This window comes from Desulfovibrio sp., from assembly GCA_016208105.1.
GTDB lineage: Bacteria > Desulfobacterota > Desulfovibrionia > Desulfovibrionales > Desulfovibrionaceae > Fundidesulfovibrio.
Genome location: JACQYS010000022.1, coordinates 260,718 through 282,415, shown reverse-complemented (window position 1 = coordinate 282,415; position 21,698 = coordinate 260,718). Strand labels below are relative to the sequence as shown.

General features: G+C 61.4%; 21 protein-coding genes. 9 read left to right on the top strand and 12 right to left on the bottom strand.

Annotated features, from left to right (window positions below):
• The first annotated feature begins 162 nt into the window (after positions 1-162).
• Genes HY795_13895 through thiL form a run of 5 tightly spaced genes read left to right on the top strand, consistent with a single transcriptional unit; the run spans position 163 to position 7,078 of the window.
• Positions 163-1,272, top strand: coding sequence for a tRNA-specific 2-thiouridylase (locus HY795_13895; protein MBI4806323.1), 1,110 nt, complete (start codon positions 163-165; stop codon positions 1,270-1,272).
• Positions 1,265-4,315, top strand: coding sequence for a glycosyltransferase family 39 protein (locus tag HY795_13890; protein ID MBI4806322.1), 3,051 nt, complete (start codon positions 1,265-1,267; stop codon positions 4,313-4,315). The genes HY795_13895 and HY795_13890 overlap by 8 nt, the downstream gene beginning before the upstream one ends.
• Entirely contained in the window at positions 4,315-4,911 is a 597-nt protein-coding gene (locus tag HY795_13885) for an HAD family hydrolase (protein ID MBI4806321.1), read from the top strand. Before HY795_13890 ends, HY795_13885 begins: the two co-directional genes overlap by 1 nt.
• Positions 4,912-4,928: 17 nt before the next feature.
• Complete coding sequence (locus HY795_13880) at positions 4,929-6,110, top strand: oligosaccharide flippase family protein (protein MBI4806320.1); 1,182 nt, start codon at positions 4,929-4,931, stop codon at positions 6,108-6,110.
• Entirely contained in the window at positions 6,107-7,078 is a 972-nt protein-coding gene (thiL, locus tag HY795_13875; protein ID MBI4806319.1) for a thiamine-phosphate kinase, read from the top strand. The genes HY795_13880 and thiL overlap by 4 nt, the downstream gene beginning before the upstream one ends.
• Before the next feature lie 24 nt (positions 7,079-7,102).
• Here the strand turns inward: thiL and HY795_13870 are convergent, their stop codons facing one another.
• From HY795_13870 to HY795_13850, 5 genes are read right to left on the bottom strand one after another with little or no spacing between them, the layout of a single operon-like run.
• Entirely contained in the window at positions 7,103-7,561 is a 459-nt protein-coding gene (locus HY795_13870; protein MBI4806318.1) for a DsrE/DsrF/DrsH-like family protein, read from the bottom strand.
• A 52-nt stretch (positions 7,562-7,613) separates the two neighbouring features.
• Positions 7,614-9,740, bottom strand: coding sequence for a formate dehydrogenase subunit gamma (locus tag HY795_13865; GenBank protein MBI4806317.1), 2,127 nt, complete (start codon positions 9,738-9,740; stop codon positions 7,614-7,616).
• 57 nt (positions 9,741-9,797) lie between these two features.
• Positions 9,798-10,106 carry a hypothetical protein gene (locus HY795_13860; GenBank protein ID MBI4806316.1) on the bottom strand — a complete coding sequence of 103 codons (309 nt, stop codon included), beginning with the start codon at positions 10,104-10,106 and terminating at the stop codon, positions 9,798-9,800.
• Between the two features lie 4 nt (positions 10,107-10,110).
• Positions 10,111-10,524, bottom strand: coding sequence for a FeS-binding protein (locus HY795_13855; GenBank protein ID MBI4806315.1), 414 nt, complete (start codon positions 10,522-10,524; stop codon positions 10,111-10,113).
• Positions 10,517-11,587, bottom strand: a complete 1,071-nt coding sequence (locus HY795_13850) for a 4Fe-4S dicluster domain-containing protein (GenBank protein MBI4806314.1) — start codon at positions 11,585-11,587, stop codon at positions 10,517-10,519. Before HY795_13850 ends, HY795_13855 begins: the two co-directional genes overlap by 8 nt.
• A 158-nt stretch (positions 11,588-11,745) precedes the next feature.
• Here HY795_13850 and HY795_13845 point away from each other — a divergent pair, with 158 nt between their 5' ends.
• A complete protein-coding gene (locus HY795_13845) occupies positions 11,746-13,116 on the top strand; it encodes a sigma 54-interacting transcriptional regulator (GenBank protein ID MBI4806313.1) in 1,371 nt (456 codons plus the stop codon).
• A gap of 93 nt (positions 13,117-13,209) precedes the next feature.
• Positions 13,210-13,494 (top strand): hypothetical protein, encoded by a 285-nt coding sequence (locus tag HY795_13840; GenBank protein ID MBI4806312.1) that lies wholly within the window; start codon positions 13,210-13,212, stop codon positions 13,492-13,494.
• Between the two features lie 113 nt (positions 13,495-13,607).
• Here the strand turns inward: HY795_13840 and HY795_13835 are convergent, their stop codons facing one another.
• The 6 genes from HY795_13835 to HY795_13810 all read right to left on the bottom strand — a co-directional run bounded on the left by HY795_13835 (position 13,608) and on the right by HY795_13810 (position 19,200).
• Positions 13,608-14,096 carry a hypothetical protein gene (locus HY795_13835; protein MBI4806311.1) on the bottom strand — a complete coding sequence of 163 codons (489 nt, stop codon included), beginning with the start codon at positions 14,094-14,096 and terminating at the stop codon, positions 13,608-13,610.
• Between the two features lie 146 nt (positions 14,097-14,242).
• Positions 14,243-14,713 carry a hypothetical protein gene (locus tag HY795_13830; protein ID MBI4806310.1) on the bottom strand — a complete coding sequence of 157 codons (471 nt, stop codon included), beginning with the start codon at positions 14,711-14,713 and terminating at the stop codon, positions 14,243-14,245.
• A gap of 37 nt (positions 14,714-14,750) precedes the next feature.
• The gene (hemW, locus tag HY795_13825; protein ID MBI4806309.1) at positions 14,751-15,890 is read right to left on the bottom strand and encodes a radical SAM family heme chaperone HemW; all 1,140 of its coding nucleotides are present in this window, start codon (positions 15,888-15,890) and stop codon (positions 14,751-14,753) included.
• Between the two features lie 81 nt (positions 15,891-15,971).
• The gene (locus HY795_13820) at positions 15,972-16,523 is read right to left on the bottom strand and encodes an epoxyqueuosine reductase QueH (GenBank protein ID MBI4806308.1); all 552 of its coding nucleotides are present in this window, start codon (positions 16,521-16,523) and stop codon (positions 15,972-15,974) included.
• Positions 16,524-16,579: 56 nt separating this feature from the next.
• Positions 16,580-18,037, bottom strand: coding sequence for an Rne/Rng family ribonuclease (locus HY795_13815; protein MBI4806307.1), 1,458 nt, complete (start codon positions 18,035-18,037; stop codon positions 16,580-16,582).
• Positions 18,038-18,222: 185 nt separating this feature from the next.
• Positions 18,223-19,200 carry a radical SAM protein gene (locus HY795_13810; protein MBI4806306.1) on the bottom strand — a complete coding sequence of 326 codons (978 nt, stop codon included), beginning with the start codon at positions 19,198-19,200 and terminating at the stop codon, positions 18,223-18,225.
• Between the two features lie 87 nt (positions 19,201-19,287).
• Between HY795_13810 and HY795_13805 the strand changes: the two genes are divergently transcribed.
• A complete protein-coding gene (locus HY795_13805) occupies positions 19,288-20,142 on the top strand; it encodes a tRNA (adenine-N1)-methyltransferase (GenBank protein MBI4806305.1) in 855 nt (284 codons plus the stop codon).
• Between the two features lie 8 nt (positions 20,143-20,150).
• On the opposite strand, the gene HY795_13800 is transcribed toward HY795_13805, so the two are convergent.
• Complete coding sequence (locus tag HY795_13800) at positions 20,151-20,576, bottom strand: arsenate reductase ArsC (GenBank protein ID MBI4806304.1); 426 nt, start codon at positions 20,574-20,576, stop codon at positions 20,151-20,153.
• Positions 20,577-20,927: 351 nt separating this feature from the next.
• On the opposite strand from HY795_13800, the gene HY795_13795 reads away from it, so the two are divergent.
• Entirely contained in the window at positions 20,928-21,692 is a 765-nt protein-coding gene (locus tag HY795_13795) for an NAD-dependent deacylase (GenBank protein MBI4806303.1), read from the top strand.
• The last annotated feature ends 6 nt before the right edge of the window (positions 21,693-21,698 follow it).

The window sequence follows — 21,698 nt, the reverse complement described above, 5'->3', positions numbered from 1 at the left end:
CCGGCCCTCTTTTTTGGATTGAGCGGCCAGGGGATGTTCCACATCCCGGAGTCCTGATTTCCATCCGAGCGCGGCACGGTTCCTTCTTGACGTCCGGGCTGGCGTCTTCCATTGCTTGCCTGGTTGCGAACACGTCTTCATACGGGTGGAGGGAATGGATCGATGGTTGTAGCGGTTGCGGTTTCCGGGGGCATGGACAGCCTGTTGGCCCTGGCCCTGGTGCGCGAAGCGGGTCACGAAGTGCTCGCCCTGCACGCGCATTTTCTTAAGCCAGACACGCGCCAACTCCGGCTGGCTGATGCATTGCGTGGCGTGTGCGAATCAATGGGGGTACCCCTTCACGCGGTGGACCTCTCGGAAGCTTTCAAAAGCCTTGTGATCGATCCTTTCGCGGCGGCCTATGCCAGCGGCATAACCACCCCCAACCCCTGTGCCCGGTGCAACCGCGACATGAAGTTCGGCCTGCTTTACGAGGAGGCCGCCCGCCTGGGCGCGGACCGCATTGCCACAGGCCACTATGCTCGCCTGCTCCCTGGCAACGCTACTCGACCTTCCTCCATGCCAGTCTCAGCACTTCGGAAAACGCCCAAGACACATGGTGCAACGGAGCTTCCGCCGGGACAGGGGTTGTATCGCGGAGCGGACCCGGGCAAAGACCAGAGCTATTTTTTGACCCTCACCCCCAGCCACGCCCTGGGCCGAGCCCTTTTCCCGCTGGGCGAGTGGCACAAGGCCTCAGTCCCCGCAGCCCTGGCGGAGCGCAACCTTGCTCCTCCACTGCCTTCGGAGAGCCAGGAGGTCTGCTTCATTCCCGGCGACGACTACCGGGCCTTTCTCGAAGCCCAGGGGATTCACCTTTCCGGCAGCGGCCCGGTGCGGCTGCCGGACGGCCGGGAGATAGGCCGTCATAACGGACTGTGGCGCCATACCATCGGCCAGCGCAAGGGCCTGGGCATCCCCTGGAGCGAGCCCTTGTACGTGCTGGACAAGCACCAAGGCGACAACGCCCTGATCGTCGGCCCCAAATCAGGGCTCGAATCTCGCGGCTGCCATGCCACAGACGTTAATTATCTTGTTGATCCGAACACGTGGCCAAGCCAGGTGCTGGCCCAGACCTGCTACAGGCAACGGCCCAGGCCTGCTCGTGTGGAAGTATCAGAAGAGGCCATGGCCATATCTTTCGAAGAGTCCGTGCCCAAACCCACTCCGGGCCAGGTTGCCGCCGTGTTTGATGAACACTGCAGGGCTCTGGCCGGTGGGATCATTGCTTGAACTTGCCTTCAACCTTGGGTATCCCACGAACGCACTTAAACCCAAGGCCGCTCCATTGAAATTTTCTTCGCCCGACCGTTCCGACCGCCTGATCGTAGTGGCCATCACCCTTACGGCGGCCTGGCTGCGTTTTCTGAACATTGGCCAGCCTTCTCTGTGGTGGGATGAGTTCATTACGGTTGGAGCGTCGCTCAAGCCCTTGGCGGACATGCTGTCCGTACTTAAGAACATAGGTCCATCCGACATCGGCGTGGAACTGTTTCCTCCCCTGGTCCACATCATCACCCACGGGCTTACGCTTATCGGCAAAAACGATGTCCTCATGCGCCTTCCGGGCGTTCTGGCCGGAGTTGCCCTGGTGCCGATGGTCTATCTTTTGTGCCGCAGGCCGCTGGGCCGTTTGAGTGCTCTTTGCGCGGCCACGCTCATCACCCTCTCCGTCTACCACATCCACTACAGCAGGGAGGTGCGCCCCTACTCGCTCTTCATGCTGGAGAACGTTCTAGCACTGCACCTGCTCTACGAGGGGTTGACGCAAAACAGAAAACGGCTGCTGTGGGGATACGGGGCTGTTACTGCGGCCATGCTCTACACATCCTACATGGCCGCGACCCTGGTCTTTGCCCAGGCGGTTTTCGCGGTTATTCTCCTCGCCAGCCGTTTCAGAACTGGGGCCAGGAACGAAGCCCGTTCTCTGGGGATAATCCTTTGCCTCTCCCTGGCAGCCGCGGGTGTGGTCTACCTGCCCTGGGCCAGTGGACAGATCCATGTATTCAAGGCGTTGCACGACCCTGGTTTCAAGGCAAACTTCAGCTGGGATTTCGTCACCTCCTCGCTCAAGGAATTCGCGGCCTTTGCCTACAGGGGAGAATTCCCCACGGGCTGGACCTTCGCCGGGCTGGGCCTTGCAGGTTGCGCCGTTGCGATTGCGGGCAAGAGCAGGTGGTTCGTGCTGCTCATGGCCGTGTGGTCCCTGATGCCCGTGGTCGGGATTTTCCTGGCCAAGGCGCGTATGGAATTGTCCTCGCGCTATATTTTCACCTTCTTCCTGTTTTTCGGCATTTTCGCAGGGCACCTGTTGGCCACAGGGGCTGAACGCATTGCGGACAGGCTTTTCGGGAACAGACACCCGGTATTCATCGCCCGCCTGATAGCCGCGCTTTTTCTGTGCCTTGCTGTCTCCAGGCCCAACATGGAGTGCTTGAGCGAATACTATTCCCGGGAGACCTCGCACTACAAAGAGCTGGTGGGATATCTGGCGGAGAACAGAAACAACCAGGATTCCATACTCTTTTACAACCCCCGGAACTTGAAACTCATTCTCGGCTGGTACGGACCGGAACTGTTGCGACCGGCCAAGAATCTCCCACCCCAGGGTTACCACCGGGCGATGCTGCTTTCACCGGAATCCGTGAAAGGCCCCGAGAAATTCCCCTTGTCCATTTGGAGAACCCGCCTCGAAGACGTCGACGTGCTGGGCATGGGTATAGCCCGCACTCCGGTGCAACCCATGGCTCCCGACTGCGAAGGCCGCTTCGTGTATGCTGAGAACTATGCGGACTTCAAGATGATCGCGGACGCTTATTCGGCCCACAATCTTGTTCCCAGCCCCCTTTCAAGGACTCTCACCGCCCATGACGCCGGATCCTCGGGCTGGTGCGTCTACCGCTATCAGGCTCTCAAAGGGCAATCGATCAGCCAGGCGAAACTCACTGTTGAATTATCCACCCAGCTTCTCTCCTCCATTTCCAACGATTCTCAAGTCGTTATCTCCATTGCTCCCTCTGGTAAGGCCCAGGCCCCCATTGCCACGATCAACCTGGACAGTTTCAAACAAGCAGACGGCTCTTTCGTCCCAGCCAATCACGAGATGAAGCGCTTCATCACCGTAAGCGCGGACCTTACCCAAAATCTTGCCGGCGCCGAGTCCTTCGATTTGCGGTTCGACTACGCTGACTGCACACGTTCCATGCCCATCGAAATAGGCTCGTTCCGCCTGGAAGCCTCACTGGCGGGCCAACCGGTTTCTCCAAGCACACGGCCAGAGATGCTCCTCGACCAGCTTCCTGTGGCGCCATGGGTTCCCGATCAGGATGTGGTGCTTTCAGACTCGGTCCACGCCTTCAGCCTGGACGGAAGGACCACCGGGCCGGGCATTGGATCTCCAGCCGATCTGAAGGCCTACCTGAGCAACCATCCCGGCGACAAACCCGTACGGGTGCTGACCCACCAGGACGACACCCCGGCAATCGCCCTCTACGACCCGGCTCTGGCAAATCCTTTCCTGCCTGTGGCCCAAGACGATGACCGATTTCTCTCAGCCTACCCGGCCGGAACAAGGCAGGTGCGTTCCTTCAAGCTCAGGGGAGAGCTGGACCGTCCGGTATTGCGGATTGGGTCTCTTGGCCTGCCTTTGCCCGTCACCTGTCCTGGCCCGGCGGAGTTGACTGTGAACCCCGGGGCACAGGCCGAGCTCGTTGTGTCCCCACTTTTCACAAAGCAAGACCTCCGGTTGGACTCCCTGGTTTCACAGGACAACATACGCCGCAACGACGACGAGGACTGCTTGAGCTGCGCCGAGGACAAACCGTGTTTCCTGACCTATGCCGTCAGTTCCTCCCTGCCGATAACCAAGATGCGGATTACGGCCTTTCCGCGCGTCTTGAGCGATTCGGCGGGACGCTTTGCCGTGGGCACCCAGGTTTCCACTGATGGAAAAAACTGGCGGGATGTAAACAGCTACAGCGGCTCAGGGTCGGGCCGCTGGGAAGGCTTGAAGATCCCCCAGTACACCTTGGTGTCCCTGGACAAACCGGCCAGGGAAATGCTTATCCGCTTCGTTCTCACCGGCCAGAAGGCCCAGCTCTGGTCCGCCCCGGATGCCCGCATGCGTTTTGAAATCCGCATGGACGCATCCAGGGTTCCGGTGCCGGTCATCGATTCCTGGCCGGTACGACTCTCCTTGAGCCACGCCACTCCCCTGGATGTGCTGCTGCTCGAGTCTCCCCAGCCCTTCCCCGACCGGCTCCGGAGAACACGCTGATGGCTCTTAGAAACGCCCTCATCGACCGCGACGGAACCATCATCGTGGAGAAGCACTACCTGCATGATCCGGAGCAGGTGGAGCTGGTGCCTGGAGCCATTGACGCTCTGGTCCGGCTCAAGCGTGCCGGGGTCCGCCTCTTCGTGGTCACCAACCAGTCCGGGATCGGACGTGGGATCTACGCCGAGAAGGATTTCCTGGCCGTGCAGGAACGCCTGGCCGCGTTGCTCGCTCCCCATGGGGTCACTTTCGACGGCGTTTGCTTCTGCCCGCACACTCCCGATGAGTGCTGCGCCTGCCGCAAGCCCCAGGCCGGCATGTGGGTGGAGCTTTGCGCCAAGCATGGTCTCAATCCCCTGGAAACCGTGATGATCGGCGACAACGCATCGGATGTGGCCTTCGGCATTACCTGCGGTCTGGCCGAGTCCATCCTGGTGCTCACCGGGCACGGGGCGCGCTTTGCCGGACAGCTCGGTATGCCGGAGTTAAAAGACGGATGGATGCGCATCGAAGCTCCGGCTCCTGGCCAACCCACCGTGCTGGCGCGCGACCTCGCGGCAGCTGCGGCGTTCGTACTGGGCGAGGCCTCCGGATGAGCGCGGCGCGGCGCTTCATGTCCGCCCTGGCTGGCCAGTGGGCGGCCACCCTCTACTGCGCCGTCCTCTCCACGCTTCTGTCCTTCGCTCTGGGGCGGTTTCTCGGCCCCGATGCCTTCGGCGTATACTCCTACATTCTGACCATGGTCTCGCTCTTCGCCATTTTTCAGGATGGCGGTTTTTCCACTCTCATCTTCCGCGAAGCCGCCCATCCGTCCGGTGATCTCGCCCTGGAAGCGCCCATTGCCCGGCTTGCCCTGGGGCACACGACGCTAGTCACCGCGGCCGGGCTCGTTCTGGTCTGGCTTCTCCCGCTAGACAACAAATCGGCGCTCTGTCTGGCCATTGCGTATTACGCCCTGTTCAGCGCCGGCAATTTTTTGTCCGCGGACCTCAAGGGCCACGGACTCTTCGAGCGTGAAGCGAAGTGGCGCATCCTCGTGCGCACCTTGACGGTCGCAGCTGTGGCCCTGGCCCTGGCGGCCCCGTTCACCGGTCCCGCGCTTCTTTTTTCCGGCTGGGTCGCAGGCATGGGCATCGCCCTGGCCCTGCCCATGGCTGCGAGCATCCGCTTAAAACCCAGCTTCAAGCTCAAACGAGACATCTACCGGAGCTGCGGGGCTTTTTTGCTCATCAGCGCCGCGACCACCATCTACTTCAAGTCCGACATCATCCTGCTCACCCAACTCACCGGGGATTCCGGCGAGGTAGGCCAATACGCCGCAGCCTACAGGCTCATCGAGGCCGCGGTTCTTTTCTGCACCCCGCTCACCCAGCTCTTTTTCCGCAAGTTGCGGATGAACATGCACCAGCCGGACGTGTTCAGGCGGGCCTTCCGCACCCAGCTCGCAATCATGTGCGCCCTGGCCGCGTTCGGAACCGCCCTGGCAATGTGGCTTGGCCCCATGGTCATCCGGCTGGCCTTCGGGGACAAGTTCGCCCCGGCCGAGAGCCTGTGCCTGTGGCTTCTGCCTTCCCTCCTGTTCATCCTGCCCAACGGCATCCTCACCCAGGCCCTCATCGCCATCGGCAAGGAAGGCTTTTACGCCCGGGTCACCATCGTTACGGCCATCGCAAACATCCTCTTCAATCTGGCGCTCATTCCCTGGCTTGGAGCCAAAGGGTCCGCCCTAGCAACAGTGGTTACCGAGGCATTGCTTGCCGCTGGCCTTGGGCTGGGCTATCTGAGAAAATCATGAACAGCGCGCCATTCACCTGCGAAGACCAGTTCCTGGCAGCCATATCGGCCCGATTTTCCAACCAGCACCCGCACATGCAGCTGGGCCGCGGCGACGACTGCGCTGTTCTGGCCTGCCCGGAATCCGTGGCCCTGACCACGGACCTCTTCGTGGAGGACGTGCATTTTCGCAAAAGCTACTTCTCCCCTCAGGACGTCGGATACAAAGCCCTGGCCGTGAACATAAGCGACATCGCGGGCATGGGCGCAGCTCCCCTGGGTTTCAGCCTTGGTCTGGCCGGACCGCCGGACACTCCCGCCGCCTACTGGGAAGCCGTTCTGGACAGCATGGCCGACCTGGCCAACTCTTTAGACATTGCGCTGGTGGGCGGCGACCTGAACGCCTGCGACAAGATCATTTTGTCAGTGACCATTTGGGGCAAGCCCGGCCCCTCCGGTCGCTTTCTGCAGCGCGGACAGGCCATGGCGGGCGATGTGCTCTTTGTGGTGGGCGATCTGGGCTTGGCGTCAGTGGGCCTTAACGTGCTGGAGGAATCAGGTCCTCAAGCCTCCCAAGCATGGCCCGAGGCCGTGGCCGCGCATCTACGGCCCGGGGTGAAGGTGCCGGAAGGCCTGGTCCTGGCCGGCAGGGCCAGGGTCCGGGGGCTCATGGACGTCTCCGACGGCCTGGCCAGGGACCTACCCCGCTTCTTGGGAAACGGTTTAGGGGCCAATCTGGAGATCGACCCCGACACCCTGCACCCGGAGGTTCTTACGCGCGCGAAGCAAACGGGCAGGGACCCGGCCGCACTGGCAGTCGCCGGAGGGGAAGACTACGCCCTGCTCGGAGCCTGCGCCCAGGCGGCCTTCCTGGAGATCTTCACCTGCGTGGCCGGGGTGTGGGCCGTGGGCACCGTGGTGGATAACGCCGGGGTGATCACTCTAAACGGCAAAGCCCTTGACGCCACTGGGTTCGACCACTTCGCGTAACCATGCTTCACCCTCCCGGACGTTCTAGGTGAACATATTGATGGCGCACGTTCCGGCCAGCTTCAGATACTGCTCCGCATTCATGATCTCCACGCCGTCGATCAGGTCCTTCTGGCCAAGCTTCATCATGTCCAGGGTCATGCGGCAGGCGATGAGCTTGACCCCCTCCAGCTGCGCGGTCTCCTGAAGCTCCGGAAGGTCCGGGATTCCCGCCTCGTCGATCTGCTTCTTCATCATCATGGTCGCCACCTGGGGCATGCCCGGGATGGCCCCCAGAAATCCCGGCGGATAGAACTTGAAGGACTCCAGCTTGCCTTTGCGCACGGCGTTTATGCCCATGAAGGTATGGAACACGAAGGCTTCATGCCCCAGCCTGCGGGCGTTGATGGCCAGAATGAGCGCGGGGTAGGCTCCGTCCAGGGTTCCCCGGGAACAGATGAAGGCGTACCTCTGACTACCGGTTTCGGGTGCATCATTCTTCATACAACCTCCTTGGGTGCGGGCCGGATGGAAACGCCACCCGGCCCGCAGGACACTATTTGCCGTCGAGTTCCTTATACCACTCACTGTGGTGTTCCCGGGCCCAGGCACGGCTCACCTTGCCGTCCACCAGCACCCTCCACGTCCCCGGATTGGCGATGGTGCCCAGGTAGGCGTGGGCCAAAGCACAGGCCACCAGCAATACCGCTCCCAGGCCATGTATCGTCGAGAGGACCAGCGCCGTATTGGCCGAAAGGGCCTCCTTCCAGATGAGCGGGATGCCCGTTGCGGCCAGGATGAGCGTCAGAATAAGCGACAGCCAGAAGAACACCTTCTGCCCGGCGTTGAGCCTTCCGGCCGGGGCGTGCTCAGAGCTTTCCGTCCGGCCCAGGTAGCCGCCCCGCATGGCGAACCACTTGGTATCGTATGGTTTGAAGACCGCGTCCTTTACCCACAGGCTGAAGCTGTATAGCCCCATAGCCGTAAACACGAGCCCGGCACACCAATGCCAGATGGACGCTATCTTGTACGACCCGAACAGGGCCTTGGCCAGGGTGGCGTTGCTTGTAAAGAACACATAGCCGGTTACGGCCAGGACCACGAAGGCCACAAAGCGGATCAGGTGCGACCAGCGCTCGGCCAGGCCGAAGCGGACGATCTCCCCTGGCTCGTGGCGCATATCAAGCCCCTTGGGCCCCTGGCCGGTGTAGTGCAGGGTCAGCATAAACCCCAAAATAAGGATGACCCAGCTGCCGTAGGGGACAACCAGTGCCTGGTAGGCGTTGTTGACTCCAAGGGCGGTAGCGCTGATGCCAAGAAGCGCTGCATTGGTAGTGCGGACAGGCTTGCCGTCCTTGCCGAACATGTCCGTGACCATGCGCCCGGCCAAAACGTTGCCCGTATCCGAATGGCAGTCCCGGCAGCCGTTGGCGCCCAGGGCCAGCTTGGCCGGAGCGACGTTGTGGTTGATGTTGAAGCCTTCCACATGCCCCACCCAGGTGTCGTCCTTGCGGGTGACGACCGTGCCGTCCGGACCGAGGGTGTGGATCTCTCCGCCCTTGTGGTAGGCGGGCGCGATCTGGGTGAAGCGCTTGTTGCCCTCCAGGGTCTTGGTAAGCGCGAGGATCATGGTTTTGATATCCTCAGGCTTGTGCAGCTCGGGCTTGCCGGGAGCCTTCTGATCCTTGATCTGAGGAGAAGCGACTTCCCAGCCCTTCTTGAGTTCGCGCATGAACAGCGGATAATACTTGCCGTCCGCGTCCTTGTTGGTCCAGGTGACCACCAGCAGAGGATTGACCGGCGTTATCTGACCGCGTTTCACCAGCTGCATGCGCGGTTCCCACTTGAACTCCGCTCCCATGGCCTTGGCCCCGACCTTGGGATAGTTGACCATGGCCCCGGTGGTGACATCGAAGCCTTCGCCGCCGGCCCGGTTCAGGGCCGGGATGTGGCAGGCCTCGCAGGCCATCTTCTCCAGGTGGCTGGGGCGCACCCCGGCGTGCTCGGGACGGGGCGCGCCCATGTACCCGGTGGTGTGGCAGTCGGCGCACTTCTTCATGGTGTTGTCCAGGTCGTCGCGCACCGTGGACACGTTTTCCTGGCCCTTGGCGAAGTTGTGGTTGATATCGCCCGGGTGGCAGCTCACGCAGGACATGCCGCGCATGTTGTGCACATCGTGGTTGACCGGGTCGTTCCAGGAAAAGCCCCGTTTTTTCATGTCCGACATGCCGTGGCAGAACACGCAGTTCTCGCTGGGCGGATTGTCGGTCAGGTCCAAGGCCACTTTGCCGTCCTGGTTGAACAGGCGCAGATTGTAGGTGACGGACGGGGTTTGGCCCTCGTCAACGAATCCGGCCACCTGTCCGATGCCCGAAGCAGCGGTGGCGGACCAACGGAAGTTGAGCTTCTTCAGCTGCTTGTTGCGTTCCTTGAAGTTGTAACCGGGCAAATGGCAGATGAAGCAGTCGGCCTCCAGCACGCCGGTCTTGTCCCACTGGCTCTTGTGGTAGTCGCCGTCCAGGGAGGACGAGAGCGTGGGGTCGGCCTTGAGCCGGGCGTCGTAGCGCTGCCCGTCGCGGTCGAACTCCAGCCCGCCGCCGCCGGGATGGCACCCGCCGCAGCCTGGCACGCCAAGCATCTTGGGGTCCTTGGGGCCGTCGGCCGCGAAGGTGAAGGGGGTCATGTCGATCTGGTCGGCATTGTCGTTCTGCTTTTTCGCCAACTGGCGAAAGGAGGGGGGTCAGAACTTGCCCATCATTCCCGGCGAGAGCACCCAGGGCTTGTCCTTGCTGAAGCCGTCCTTCACGTTGTCCCAGCCCTGCTGGAAATGGTAGCCCTTGGTGATGGCCGCATAGTCATGGCACCCCTGGGCGCCGCAGGTCTGGCGGGTGGAGATGGGCAAGTCCTTGTTCTCGCCGGTTACGGGGTTTATCACCGCACCGTTCTCGGCGCGCAGAAAAAAGGGAGGGCAGGCTTTGGATTTTGCCTGCGCCGCCGTGACCGAAAAAACCACGATGAAAAGTGCCGCCAAGGCGCGAACAGCGACCATACGCCTACCTCCTGCTTGTGTGCGGATGACGTTTAAAAACCATGGCCAGTGCCGTTAGTCCGAGCGCCATGGCAGCGCCCAGGTGTGTCCAATCGATCAGCATGGTGGCTGTGGGGGAAAAGCTGACATCCGGAAGGTTCTTGAGCATACGGGGCACGCCAGTGGCGATAAGCGCCAGCAGAAGCGCCAGCCGCCCCTCGCCAATGGAAGAAGCTCCGGAAAGAACAATGCGGCGGGCAAGCCAGAAGAGCAGCGCCGCCGCTGCCAGATAGTGCAGACGATGGGTGAAGATGAAATCGGCTGTCCATCCAAGCCCCGGGATGTCCGCGATGTAATAACGTTTGAATATGGGCATCTGGGCGACCCCGGATACGGCCAGTACCGCCACCACCAGACGGTAGAGGGTGAGGCTAGGCATTGCGCTCCTCCTTCCTGGCAGCGGCATCGGAAACGGCCGGTTGGGGTGAGGAGGTGTTCATCAGTTTGCGTGTCCCTTTGAGAAAGGCCGAGGCGACTCCGGCCAGCGGGGCCAGCAGCACGGCCCAGGCCAGGGTGTTGGACCCGGCCATGACGTCTGCAACCCTGGCCAGATGCGGGCGCCCCGGGCCCTGCTGCTCAACCCTTTCCGAGGTATTAGCTCCGGTCTTGCCACTTTGCTTGCCTTCCATCAAGGCGGCGTTCAATTTTTCGAAGGAAACTGGTGAAAGGTAGATGGTATTTGTCCCCCCGTTCTCCTCCAGGCCGTAGAGAAAGCCGCCTGTGGCCTTGGCCAGGTCGCGCGCCTTGGCCACAATGACATCGCGCGGCCCCATCTCCTGCACCCCGTTCGGGCAGGCCCCGATACAGGCCGGGAGCTTTCCGTTTGCAACCCGGTCCGAGCAGCGGTCGCACTTGAACATCACGCCGTTTCCCCCCAGGGAGGGCGCCAGATCCAGATAGAGGCCGACCCCGGTCTGGCGCTGGGGTATTTCCCAGGGGCAGACGTCGCGGCATTTGGCCCCGCCCAGACAAATATCGGTGTTGATGGCCACTGTTCCGCTGCCCTGCCTGGCCGCCGCCCCCCAAGGGCAGAGGTTGGCGCAGGGCGGATTCTGGCAATGCATGCACCGCCTGGGGATGAATACTTCGCGACCCTCAGCCGTGGCGCTTTGAATGAAGAGCCAGTTGTAGGGGGTGAGCCGGTTGTCCACATGGCGATTGTCCGAGAAGTCCTCGGCCTTCACCCGGGACGGATACATCACCGGGAAGGGCTTCTTGGGCTCGGGATAGCGCGAGGCGTTCACATCGCGGCAGGCGTCCACGCAGGCGCCACAGCCTATACACTTGTTAAGGTCGAGGAGCGTGGCCATTTCCTGGCCGGTGTCCGGGAGAACGGCTGCGCGAGAGCGGGCTGGCATCAATGCCGCCGCTCCTCCCAGGCCGAGTGTTTTGAACAGGGTCCTGCGCGAGAACCTGGATTTCGTGTCTACAGAAGTGAGCATGCGGCAAGGAAAGCAGATTGCATGCCAAGGGATATCATGCTTAATTGATTACGTTTTCATAAAAGCTTGCGCCAGCGGCATTTACACATATATATACACATGGACAAAACGGACGAACATTCAAGGAAACAGCGCACGCCTCAAGGCGGAGACAGGCCATGGACATAAGCAAACATTGGCAGGAAATCTGCCATGCCATTCAGGAAGGCGTGTTCATCGTCAATCCCGACGGGCGAATCGTCATGGTCAACGAAGCCATGGCCCGGCTGACCGGATACACCCGGGAGGAACTGCTCGACCACTCCTGCGCGGTTCTGGGGTGCGACATTTGCGCCCGCCAGCGCCGGAACGTGAAAGGTGCCTGGTGCAAGCTTTTCGCCGAGAGAAAAAGCGAGGCCAAGCGCTGCCGCATCCGCCGGAAGGACGGCTCCTACCTCCCTGCTTTCAAGAACCAATCCCTTTTGCATGACAAGGACGGCAGCCTTCTCGGGGCCGTGGAAAGCGTGCTCGACTTGAGCGAGCTGGACCGGCTGGACCGCAAGGTGGAGGAGCTCTCAAAGCTCCTTGTCGAACCTGGAGCTTTCCACGGCATGATAGGGGCCTCTCCCCCCATGACGAAGCTGTACGACATCCTCGAAAAGGCCGCCAAGTCCGGCGCGCCGGTGCTCTTTCTGGGCGAATCCGGCACGGGCAAGGAACTTGCCGCCAAGGCGATACACGAATTGGGGGGACGCAAGAAAGGGCCGTTCGTTCAGCTCAACTGCGCGGCACTAAACGAGTCTCTTCTGGAAAGCGAACTCTTCGGGCACGCCAAAGGCGCGTTCACCGGCGCCTACCGGGAACGCCGGGGGCGCTTTGAAGAAGCCCACGGGGGGGACATCTTCCTGGATGAAATCGGCGATGCGCCGCTCTCCATCCAGGTGAAGCTTCTGCGGGTTCTCGAGACCAAGAGCATGGAACGGGTGGGGGAAAACAAATCCATTCCGGTTGACGTCCGGCTGATTACCGCGACGCACCAGGATCTTCGCACCCTCATTGCCCAGGGACGGTTCCGGGAGGATTTCTTCTTCAGGATAAACGTGATCCCCATTGAAATTCCGCCTCTCAGAGAGCGCATGGAGGATCTCCCTCTCCTGGCCGAGCACTTCCTCCACAAGATTTCGGCCACATCCGGGAGGGAGCCTGCCGTATTGACTCCCGAGACCATGCGCGCGCTCATGGTGTACCGCTGGCCAGGCAACGTCCGGGAGCTCAAAAGCGCCCTGGAATACGCCATGGTGCTCGCCGAGGGGAAACGAATCGAACCCGCCCATCTGCCTCCCGGGATCGGCGGGGAGCGGCCGAGCCTTCCAGCTTCGCAGCCGGCGAGCACGTTACCCGACCAGGAACGGGCCGCGCTAGTCGACGCCCTGCGCCAAAGTGGGGGCAATAAAAGCGAAGCGGCCAGGCTTCTTGGCGTCAGCAGGCTGACCGTGCTCAACAGGATGCGCAAACACGCTGTCAGCTGCGACCGCATCATCACATCGTGACCGAAGTTCTTCTCGAGCCTTGCCAAACCAATACAGGAATCGTATCTTGGCAATGAAACCGTATAAATCCGCATTATTCCAGAGGAAGCCGCCATGCCTGACCGTGAGAAATTCAAGGCCCAGATGGAAGAGCAACTCAGCCACTTCAAGACCAAAATCGATAAAACCAAGGCCAAGGCGGAAACCAGAGGCCAGGATTTCATCAACAAATACGAGGATGAGCTCACCAAGCTCGAATCGAAGTACGACCTGGCCCGCTACAAGCTTTCGTTGCTGCATAAGGGCAGCCAGTCCGCCTGGCATGAATTGAAGGAAGGGATCGAGAAGGCCATGCACGAACTCAAGGATGCCGTGGGGAAAGCCAAGGACAAATTCTAGGCAGGTGTGCCTGGACTCATCCGCCGTTCCCCAAAATACGCCAGCGGCCCGACACACCTGAGAGGAATGCCGGGCCGCAGAGAAAGAGACGTCAGGGCGACCACCCCGCAGTATTACTTCTTGCTCCCCCCCATCTCGATCATCAAGCCGTCCGCGCCCAGATTCAAGGCAAGGCCCTTGCTCTTGGCCTTGAGCTTCAGGACCACGCCGTGGGTATTCTCCAGCCAGAGCTTCCCCTTGCCGTCCACTGCCGCATAGCCGGCACGGGCCTGGAAATAACCGCCGGGAAAATCCTCAATCCTTTTCAGGTTGTAGACTTCGCCCACAGCCGTGATCTTGGAGACGCCAAACCCGCCGACACCGAGGCTCCCCAATTTGAAGGAATACTTGCGGCCGTTGAAGATGAGCGTTCCGCTGCCTCCGCTGGCACTCAGGATGAAACCGCCCTGGCCGAATTCCATGGTGACGTTCCCCGAGAGTTTCTCCTCCACGGGAAGGGCCTTGCCCGTGGGGTGATCCTGGGCGAAAGCGGCGTTCGGAAGCGCGAGAACAGCGCAGACTGCGGCAACAAGCAGAAGATTGAGGAAAAAACGTGCGGACATGGATCGGCTCCTGTTTTGTTTCGCGCCCGGTACGGGCTGACGTGTACGCCACATGTGCCACCAGGAAGGACTTTTCGCAAACAGGACGGACCATGCCCGAAAGGCGGGCATCCAAATGCAGGCCACGGGCGGATCGGCCCGGGGGGCTACTTTTTCAGGTTCCCCATCTGAACCAGAAGTCCCTCGCCCCCAACCGCCAGGGAAACCCCTTTGGTCTTGGAGCGCAGCTTCATGACCACACCTTTGGTGTTCTTAAGCCACAAAACCCCCTGGCCGTCTCCAGCGGCATAGTCCGCACCGCCCTGGACATATGCTCCGGCAAAGTCCTCAATCTTTTTCAGGTTGAAAACATCGCCCTCCGCGTCCACGGTGGTGAAGCCCACAAGACCTATGCCCATTCCGCCCAGCTTGAACTTGTGGGACTGGCCCTCAAAAGTCAGTTCGCCGTCCCCGCCGGTGGCGCTGATGAGAAGGGCCCCGCGCCCAACGCGCATGGTCACGTGCCCGGAAACGTCGCCCCGTGCCCCTTCCTGGGCCTGAACCGGGAAAACGGACGCGCACAGCCCGGCCAGGACAGTAAAGGCGCATACCGCGTACAAGAGTGTTCTTTTCTTCATGAAACCGACTCCTTGCGTGTTGTTCCTGCAATTCTCATCAGCTCGCCTCTGGAAACAGGAACCGCCCGATGATGAGGTTGGAGACCAGCATCCCCTGGCGGGTCAGGCGTAGGCTCCCGCTTTTGATTCTTATAAGGTCCTTCTGGCGAAGCGCCCCCAGGAGCTTGCCTTCCGTGGCCACAAGGTCGCGCCCGGTGAGGCGCTTGTATTCCGCGAGCCGCATTCCCTTGGACGTGCGCAGGGCGAGCATCAAAAGTTCCCTGGCCCGGATCTCCGGAGTAAGCTCCTGGGCGTTCTCGCCCCAGGCCTTGCGCTTGGCGAGCGCGGCGTACCCGGACACCGTTTTGGGGTTCTCCCAGCGTCTTCCCGCAACGGTGGACACGGCCGAAGGCCCAAGCCCCAGGTAGTCCAGGCCCTGCCAATACCCCTGGTTGTGAACCGAAGCGAAACCCATGCGGGCGAAGTTGCTGATCTCGTAGTGCAGATAGCCAGCTTCCTCCAGATATTCCCCGCCGTTCACGTACATCTTCGCGGCTTCGTCCTCGGGCGGAAGCGTTATGGCCCCGTCCGCCGCGATGGCGGCCAGGGGGGTGCCCTCTTCAAGGGTCAGGCCGTAGGCGGAGATGTGTTCCGGCCCCAGGCGGACAGCCGCCTTGAGGGTGTCCATCCAGGTTTTCAGGCGCTGCCCGGGCAGGCCCCAGATGAGGTCCACGGACAGATTGGCTATCCCCGCGGCCCGAAGCCGCTGCACCGCGGTCAGCACGTCCGCAACTCCGTGCGGGCGCCCAAGCATCACGAGATCCGTCTCGCTCATGGACTGCACGCCAAGCGACACCCGGTTCACGCCCCACTGGCGCCAGACGCGCATGAGGTCCATGTCCACGGCCGAGTCCGGGTTGGCCTCCAGAGTGAATTCAATGTCTTTGGGGATGGTGAAATTTCGCCTGAGGCTTTTGACCAGGCGCTCGAAGGCCCAGGAGGGCAACAGGCTCGGGGTGCCGCCCCCCAGATAGACCGTCTTGACGCAAGGCTTGCCCAGGAGCTTTCCGTAGTGGGCCGCCTCTGCGGCAAGCCCCTTCTCCCACACTTCCAGGGCATCCATGGACATGACCTCGGAAGAAAAGGCGCAGTAGCGACACTTGCTCACGCAAAAGGGGACATGGACGTACAGAAGCATTGAGCACTACCCGTTACCATGCCCGAAGGCATGGATACGGCCTGGGAAGCAAGAAAGCCCGCGCCATCGGACAGGCGGCGCTTAGCGCCCCAGGCGTTTGCGATACCGGTCGAACTCGGAAAAAATGCACCCGCAATAGGGCTGACGATAGAGTTCCCACTCTTTGGCGAGGCGTATCCCCTCTTCCCAGCCCGGGCGGAAGTCTTCGTACACGAATTCCACACCATGAACCCGGGCGGCCTCTTCGCCGGTCTCGCGGATGGCCTGATGGTCCTGGTATTTGCTGTAGAGAAGAGTGCTGGTGAAGCCGGAGCATCCAAGAGACCTGGCCTCACGCGCGGCCCGGTCCAGGCGCAGGCCGTAGCACGTGCGGCAGCGGTCCTTCTCCCTGAAGGCCGCCAGGCGCAAAAACAGGGACGGGTCATACTCCGAATCGGCGAAGGTTACCGGCACGCCCAGACGCTCTCCCACCTGGGCCAGGGCGTCCCTGCGGCGCAGGTACTCGGTCAGGGGGTGAATATTGGGATTGTAGTAGAACCCCAGAAAGTCCTCGCCCCTGGCTGCGAGAGCCTGGAACACGGTGATGGCGCAAGGCCCGCAGCAGGCGTGCACCAGAACGCGCCCAGCGCTCACGGGAACAACCCACGCGCCCCAGGGACAACGGCCAGGCGTTGGAGGCGCACCGGGTACTACTCCGGTACGATCTGAATGGTCTTCTGGTGCTGTTCTTCCATGGCCAGCAGGCGCTGGCGCTTCTGGTTGAGCAGGTAGAAGGCCAGTTCAGGGGAGACTCTGTGGGTCACGGTGTCGGCGCCTCCCGAACGGCGAAGCACCCGGTAGAGCTCGCGCAAGGAGTGCAGGGCCTGCCACTCCAGGTTTCTCCGGGTGCCGGAGCCCTGGCAGCACGGGCAGGTTTCCGTGCTCACGGACATGGCCGAGGAGCCCATGCGCTGGCGAACGATCTCCATGAGCCCGAACCGGGAGATCTTGCCTACGTCGTGGCGGGCCCGGTCGATCTTCATGGCCCCGTTCATGGCCTTTTCCACTTCGGCCACGTGCTTGCGGTCCTTCAGTTCAATGAAGTCGATGACCACCTGGCCGCCGATGTCGCGCAGGCGCAGCTGGTTGGCCACCTCCACGGCAGCCTCCAGGTTGGTCTTCAAGGCCATTTCCTTGAAATTCGTCTCTCCGCCGATCTTGCCGGAGTTCACGTCCACGGCGGTCAGGGCTTCGGTGTGGTCGATGACCAGGCGCCCGCCGGAGGGCAGGGTGACCTCGCGCCCGTGCAGCTGATCGATCTGCTTGCGCAGGCTGAAGCGGTCCCAGACGGAGTGGTCGATATCGGCGTGCAATTTCACCAGGCCTTGGCGGCGCGGGAAGACCAGGGAGGCCATCTCGGAAACGCGGTCAGCGGTTTCCTTGTCGTCCACCCACACCTCGGACACGTCGTCGGTGAGGTAGTCGCGTACGGCCCGGGCGGCCAGGTCCGGCTCCTGGTAGATCATGCTCGGGGTGGGCACGCTGGTGCCGCGCCCCCGCACTTCCTTCCACAGCCGCTTCAGGTAGCTGATGTCGCGCTCCAGGGCGGCCTTGGACTGGCCGATGGACGCCGTGCGAACGATCACTCCGATGCCTTCGTCCAGCTTGACCCCGGAAGCGATCTCCCTCAGGCGTTTGCGTTCCTCGTCGTCCTCCACCTTGCGGGAAATGCCCTTCTGCTCCCTGCCCGGAGTGAGCACGAAATAGCGGCCGGGAAGCGACAGGTAGCTGGTGACGAACGCACCCTTGCTTCCCGTGGGTTCCTTCACCACCTGGATGAGAATCTCCTGGCCCTTCTTGAGCACCTTCTGGATGGGCGGATACTTGCCCTTGCGCTCAGGGTTGGACTCACCCATGTAGTATTCCGGGTGCACCTCGTCTATCTGGAGAAAGCCGTTGCGCTCGGCCCCGTAGTTTATGAAGGCCGCCTGCAGGGAGGGGTCGACGTTGTGGATCTTGCCTTTGTAGATGTTGCCGCGCGTCTTTGCCTGGTGCGTCATCTCCACATAGTATTCCTGGAGCATGCCGTCTTCGGCCACCGCCACTTCGACTTCCTCTCCCGGAAGCACGGAAATGAACATCTTGCGCTTGCGCTTCTTTACCGCCATGAAAAATCTCCTTTCAAAACACCCGTGTGCGCCGATCAGATAGGGCGCTGTGAATCGTTTTTTCCCTCGCAAGCGAGGGCCGGGTGCTTAAGCTGGCGCGCCTGTCTGCCCGAGTCTTTTGCTCCGGCGTCTGGCACGCGTTAAAAATTCGAACATTCGACGAAAGCCCGCACGCTTGCCGCGCGCTACTTTGCTCCACGAAGATAGAACGTCTCCCCGCTAAGGCGAGTGGGCGTAACAAGGCCCCTCGCGGCGAAATCGTCCAGTAAATTCTGCACGGGGTGAACGTGTTCGCCCAAGGCCAAGGCAAGACCTTGCGCGGTCTGCGGACGCCTGGTGAGCGAATCGAGCACCCTGATGCTCAAGGCCTGTAGCCTCTCCTCACTCGGATTGTCCAGCGTGTGGCCGAAATGTCTGGATTTTTCCGCCTCGTCAGCTCCATTTTTTTCGCCCCGGCACAGAGCGCTGCGGAACCGTTCCAGGGTGGCGGGGGGAGCCGGCAGGGCCTGCGGATACGCCCCAGGCCGGGTCATGGTCACCACATCGACGCGGTCAGGGCTGAGCTCGTCCATGAAATTACGGAGGCGTTCCAGATTTTCGTCCGAGTCGTTCACGCCCGCCAGCACCAGGATCTCCAAAAAAATCTTTCCGGGATACAGCGTGCGAAATTCCAATAGCCCGCGCCGGATGTCCACCAGGGTCGATCCGGCAAAGGGCTTGTTCAAGGCCGCGAACTCCGATGGGACCAGGGTGTCCATGGAAGGCAGCACCACGTCAGCCAGGGCAAGCTCGGTGCGCACCTTTGGGTCGTTCACCAGGCTCGAATTGGTGAGCACGGCCACGGGCACGTCCGGGGCCAGCTCCCGCACGCCCTGGATGATGCGCCCCATGTCGCTGTTCAAGGTGGGCTCGCCCATCCCTCCCAAGGTGATCACTTCAAACGGCGGGTGCGGGTTGAACAGCCAGGAGGCCAGTTCCCCCAGCAGCTTGTCGGCGGGGACGTATGGTTTTCTGGTCTTGGTGAGGGCTCTGGTGGGGCCCACCTCGCAGTAGAGGCAGTCGAACGAGCAGATCTTGGCGCCCAGAAGGTCGAGCCCGAGCGATGCGCCCAGGCGCCCCGAGCGGACCGGCCCGAAGATCAGGCCATGGTCTTCAGCGGACATGGAAAGGCCTTTGCTTGACAGGTGGGGCCGGCAAGGCCAAGGTATCGCGCTTTACATCACGCATAAAAAAGGAATTGTTCCGGCATGATCCAAACCGGAGATTTGGTACTTCTCATAAGCCCCGAGGGCAAGCGCTATCTTCGCACCCTGAACCCGGACCACACCTTCCATACCCAGGAAGGCCTGCTCAAAATGGCGGACGTGGCCGAGGCCGAATACGGGGGAGTGGTACGCACCCACAAGGGCCTGGCATTTCGGGTAATGCGCCCCACCCTGTACGACTGCATCAAGGGTGTGCGCCGCTCAACCACCATCATGTATCCCAAGGAGATCGGCTACGTTCTCCTAAAGCTCGGAGCCGGGCCAGGCAGGCGCATCGTGGAGGCCGGCAGCGGCTCCGGCGGGCTGACCACGGCCCTGGCCTGGATGGCCGGCGACACCGGACGTGTCTACACCTGTGAAAAGCGTGCCGAATTCTCCGAGCTTGCCAAGGAGAACATCGCCCGCAACGGGCTTTCCAACCGGGTAAGCTTCTTTAACATTGATATCGCCGACGGCTTCCCGGAAGAGGCCCGGGGCGCGGACGCCCTGTTCCTGGACGTGCGCACCCCGTGGGAATACCTCTCCCAGGCCGCGGACATCGTCTGCCCGGGCGCGCCCATCGGCTTTCTGCTGCCCACGGCGAACCAGATCATCGAATTGCTTCACGCTTTGGAGACTTCCGATTTCGAGGATGTCGACGTGCTGGAGATCATGATCAGGCGCTACAAGACCGTGCCCGAGCGCCTTCGCCCCGAGGACCGCATGGTGGCCCACACCGGCTTTCTGGTCTTCGCCAGGCACAAGGGAATCAAGTACGACGAGGAGATTCCAGAGGACGTTCAGGAACCGGACGAACTCCAGGCCACGGACGAAATTCTGTCTGAATCAGACGGCGGATAAATACCCGCTCAGCAGATATTGCCCGGCATTCCTTCAACAAAGGCCCTGATCTCGTCGCGTACCCTGCGGTAGTGGTTCAGGGCCTCTTCTTCGGTCTTGGCGTCCCTGGCCAGGGCCGGGGGATCGTCGAATCCCACATGCATGCGTTTTGCCGTGCCCTTGAAAAAGGGGCAGGTTTCCGCCGCATGGCCGCACAGGGTTATCACGCAGTCGAACTCCACCTGGGGCAGGTCGTCCACTGTCTTCGAATACTGGGCCGAGATGTCCACTCCGGCCTCGGCCATCACCTTCACCGCATGCTCGTTCATGCCGTGCCGGACGACCCCGGCCGAAAAGACGTTGTACAGTTCTTCCTTGAGCTTTTTGGCCCACCCTTCCGCCATCTGGGAACGGCAGGAGTTTCCCGTACAGAGAAAAAGTATGTTTTTTTTCATCGCTGCATGCCCCTTAAAATGTAGTTTTGCCTTCGTGGAACGTTTTTCAATTGATACTCCGGAATCCGTGCAACGTGCGCGCCCAAGTCGCTCAAGCAAGCAATCACTTGACCCTGGGCCCAATGAAGCCCAAGAAAACCCGGGTGGATGAACACTTTGTAATACATCTTTGTTACAGATTGATTATAAAACAATATCGTATGGTTGTGGATAGATACAGAGCGCCATCCCCTTTCCGCGCTGGCAAGCTGGGCCATTGGGCCTTTGCAGGCCACGCCTAATCTGTTACCGCCGCGCAGGGCGATGCAATGGCTGCTTCATGCACGGCCCAGGTACGGAGTATCCCTGTTCATGGTGGACGCGGTAGAACAGATAGCGCGGATATGGCCCTCTTCCGGCAAGGTCGTCGTACTCACCGGTGCGGGCATTTCCGTGGCCAGCGGCATTCCGGACTTCCGCAGCCCCGGCGGGTTGTGGTCCAAATACGACCCCATGCGTGTGGCCACCGCGGACGCTTTGGACAACAACCCGGCCGCCGTGTGGGAATTTCTCCTGGACGCCGTGTGGGTCATGTCCCGGGCGGATCCCAATCCGGCCCACGTGGCGCTGGCAGAACTGGAGGGAGCCGGGTTGGCCCAGGCTATCGTCACGCAGAATATCGACGGGCTCCATCAGCGGGCTGGCTCCGTAAACGTTGTGGAGTTTCACGGGTCCATGGCCCGCTATCGCTGCAACGACTGCTCCACACCCCATGATGCAAAGAAGGCCGAGGAAGTGACCACCGCCACCGCCCCATGGCGATGCCAATGCGGCGGCGTGGTGCGCCCGGACATCGTTTTTTTCGGCGAACCCATTCCACTTGACGCCTTGAACAAAAGCGGTCAATTGGCCAGCGGCGCCGAGCTAACGCTCATCGTCGGCACCTCGTGCGAGGTGGCCCCGGCCAACTCGCTGCCCATGCTCACCAAGCAATACGGCGGCAAGGTGGCGGAAATCAATGTGATGCCAAGCCGCATGGCGCACCTGTGCGACGCCAAGGTTTCGGCCAAGGCCGAAGAGGCCCTGCCGGTGCTCGCGCGGCTTTTGTTGGAAAACGGCAATCTTATCCGAAGGTGACGACAT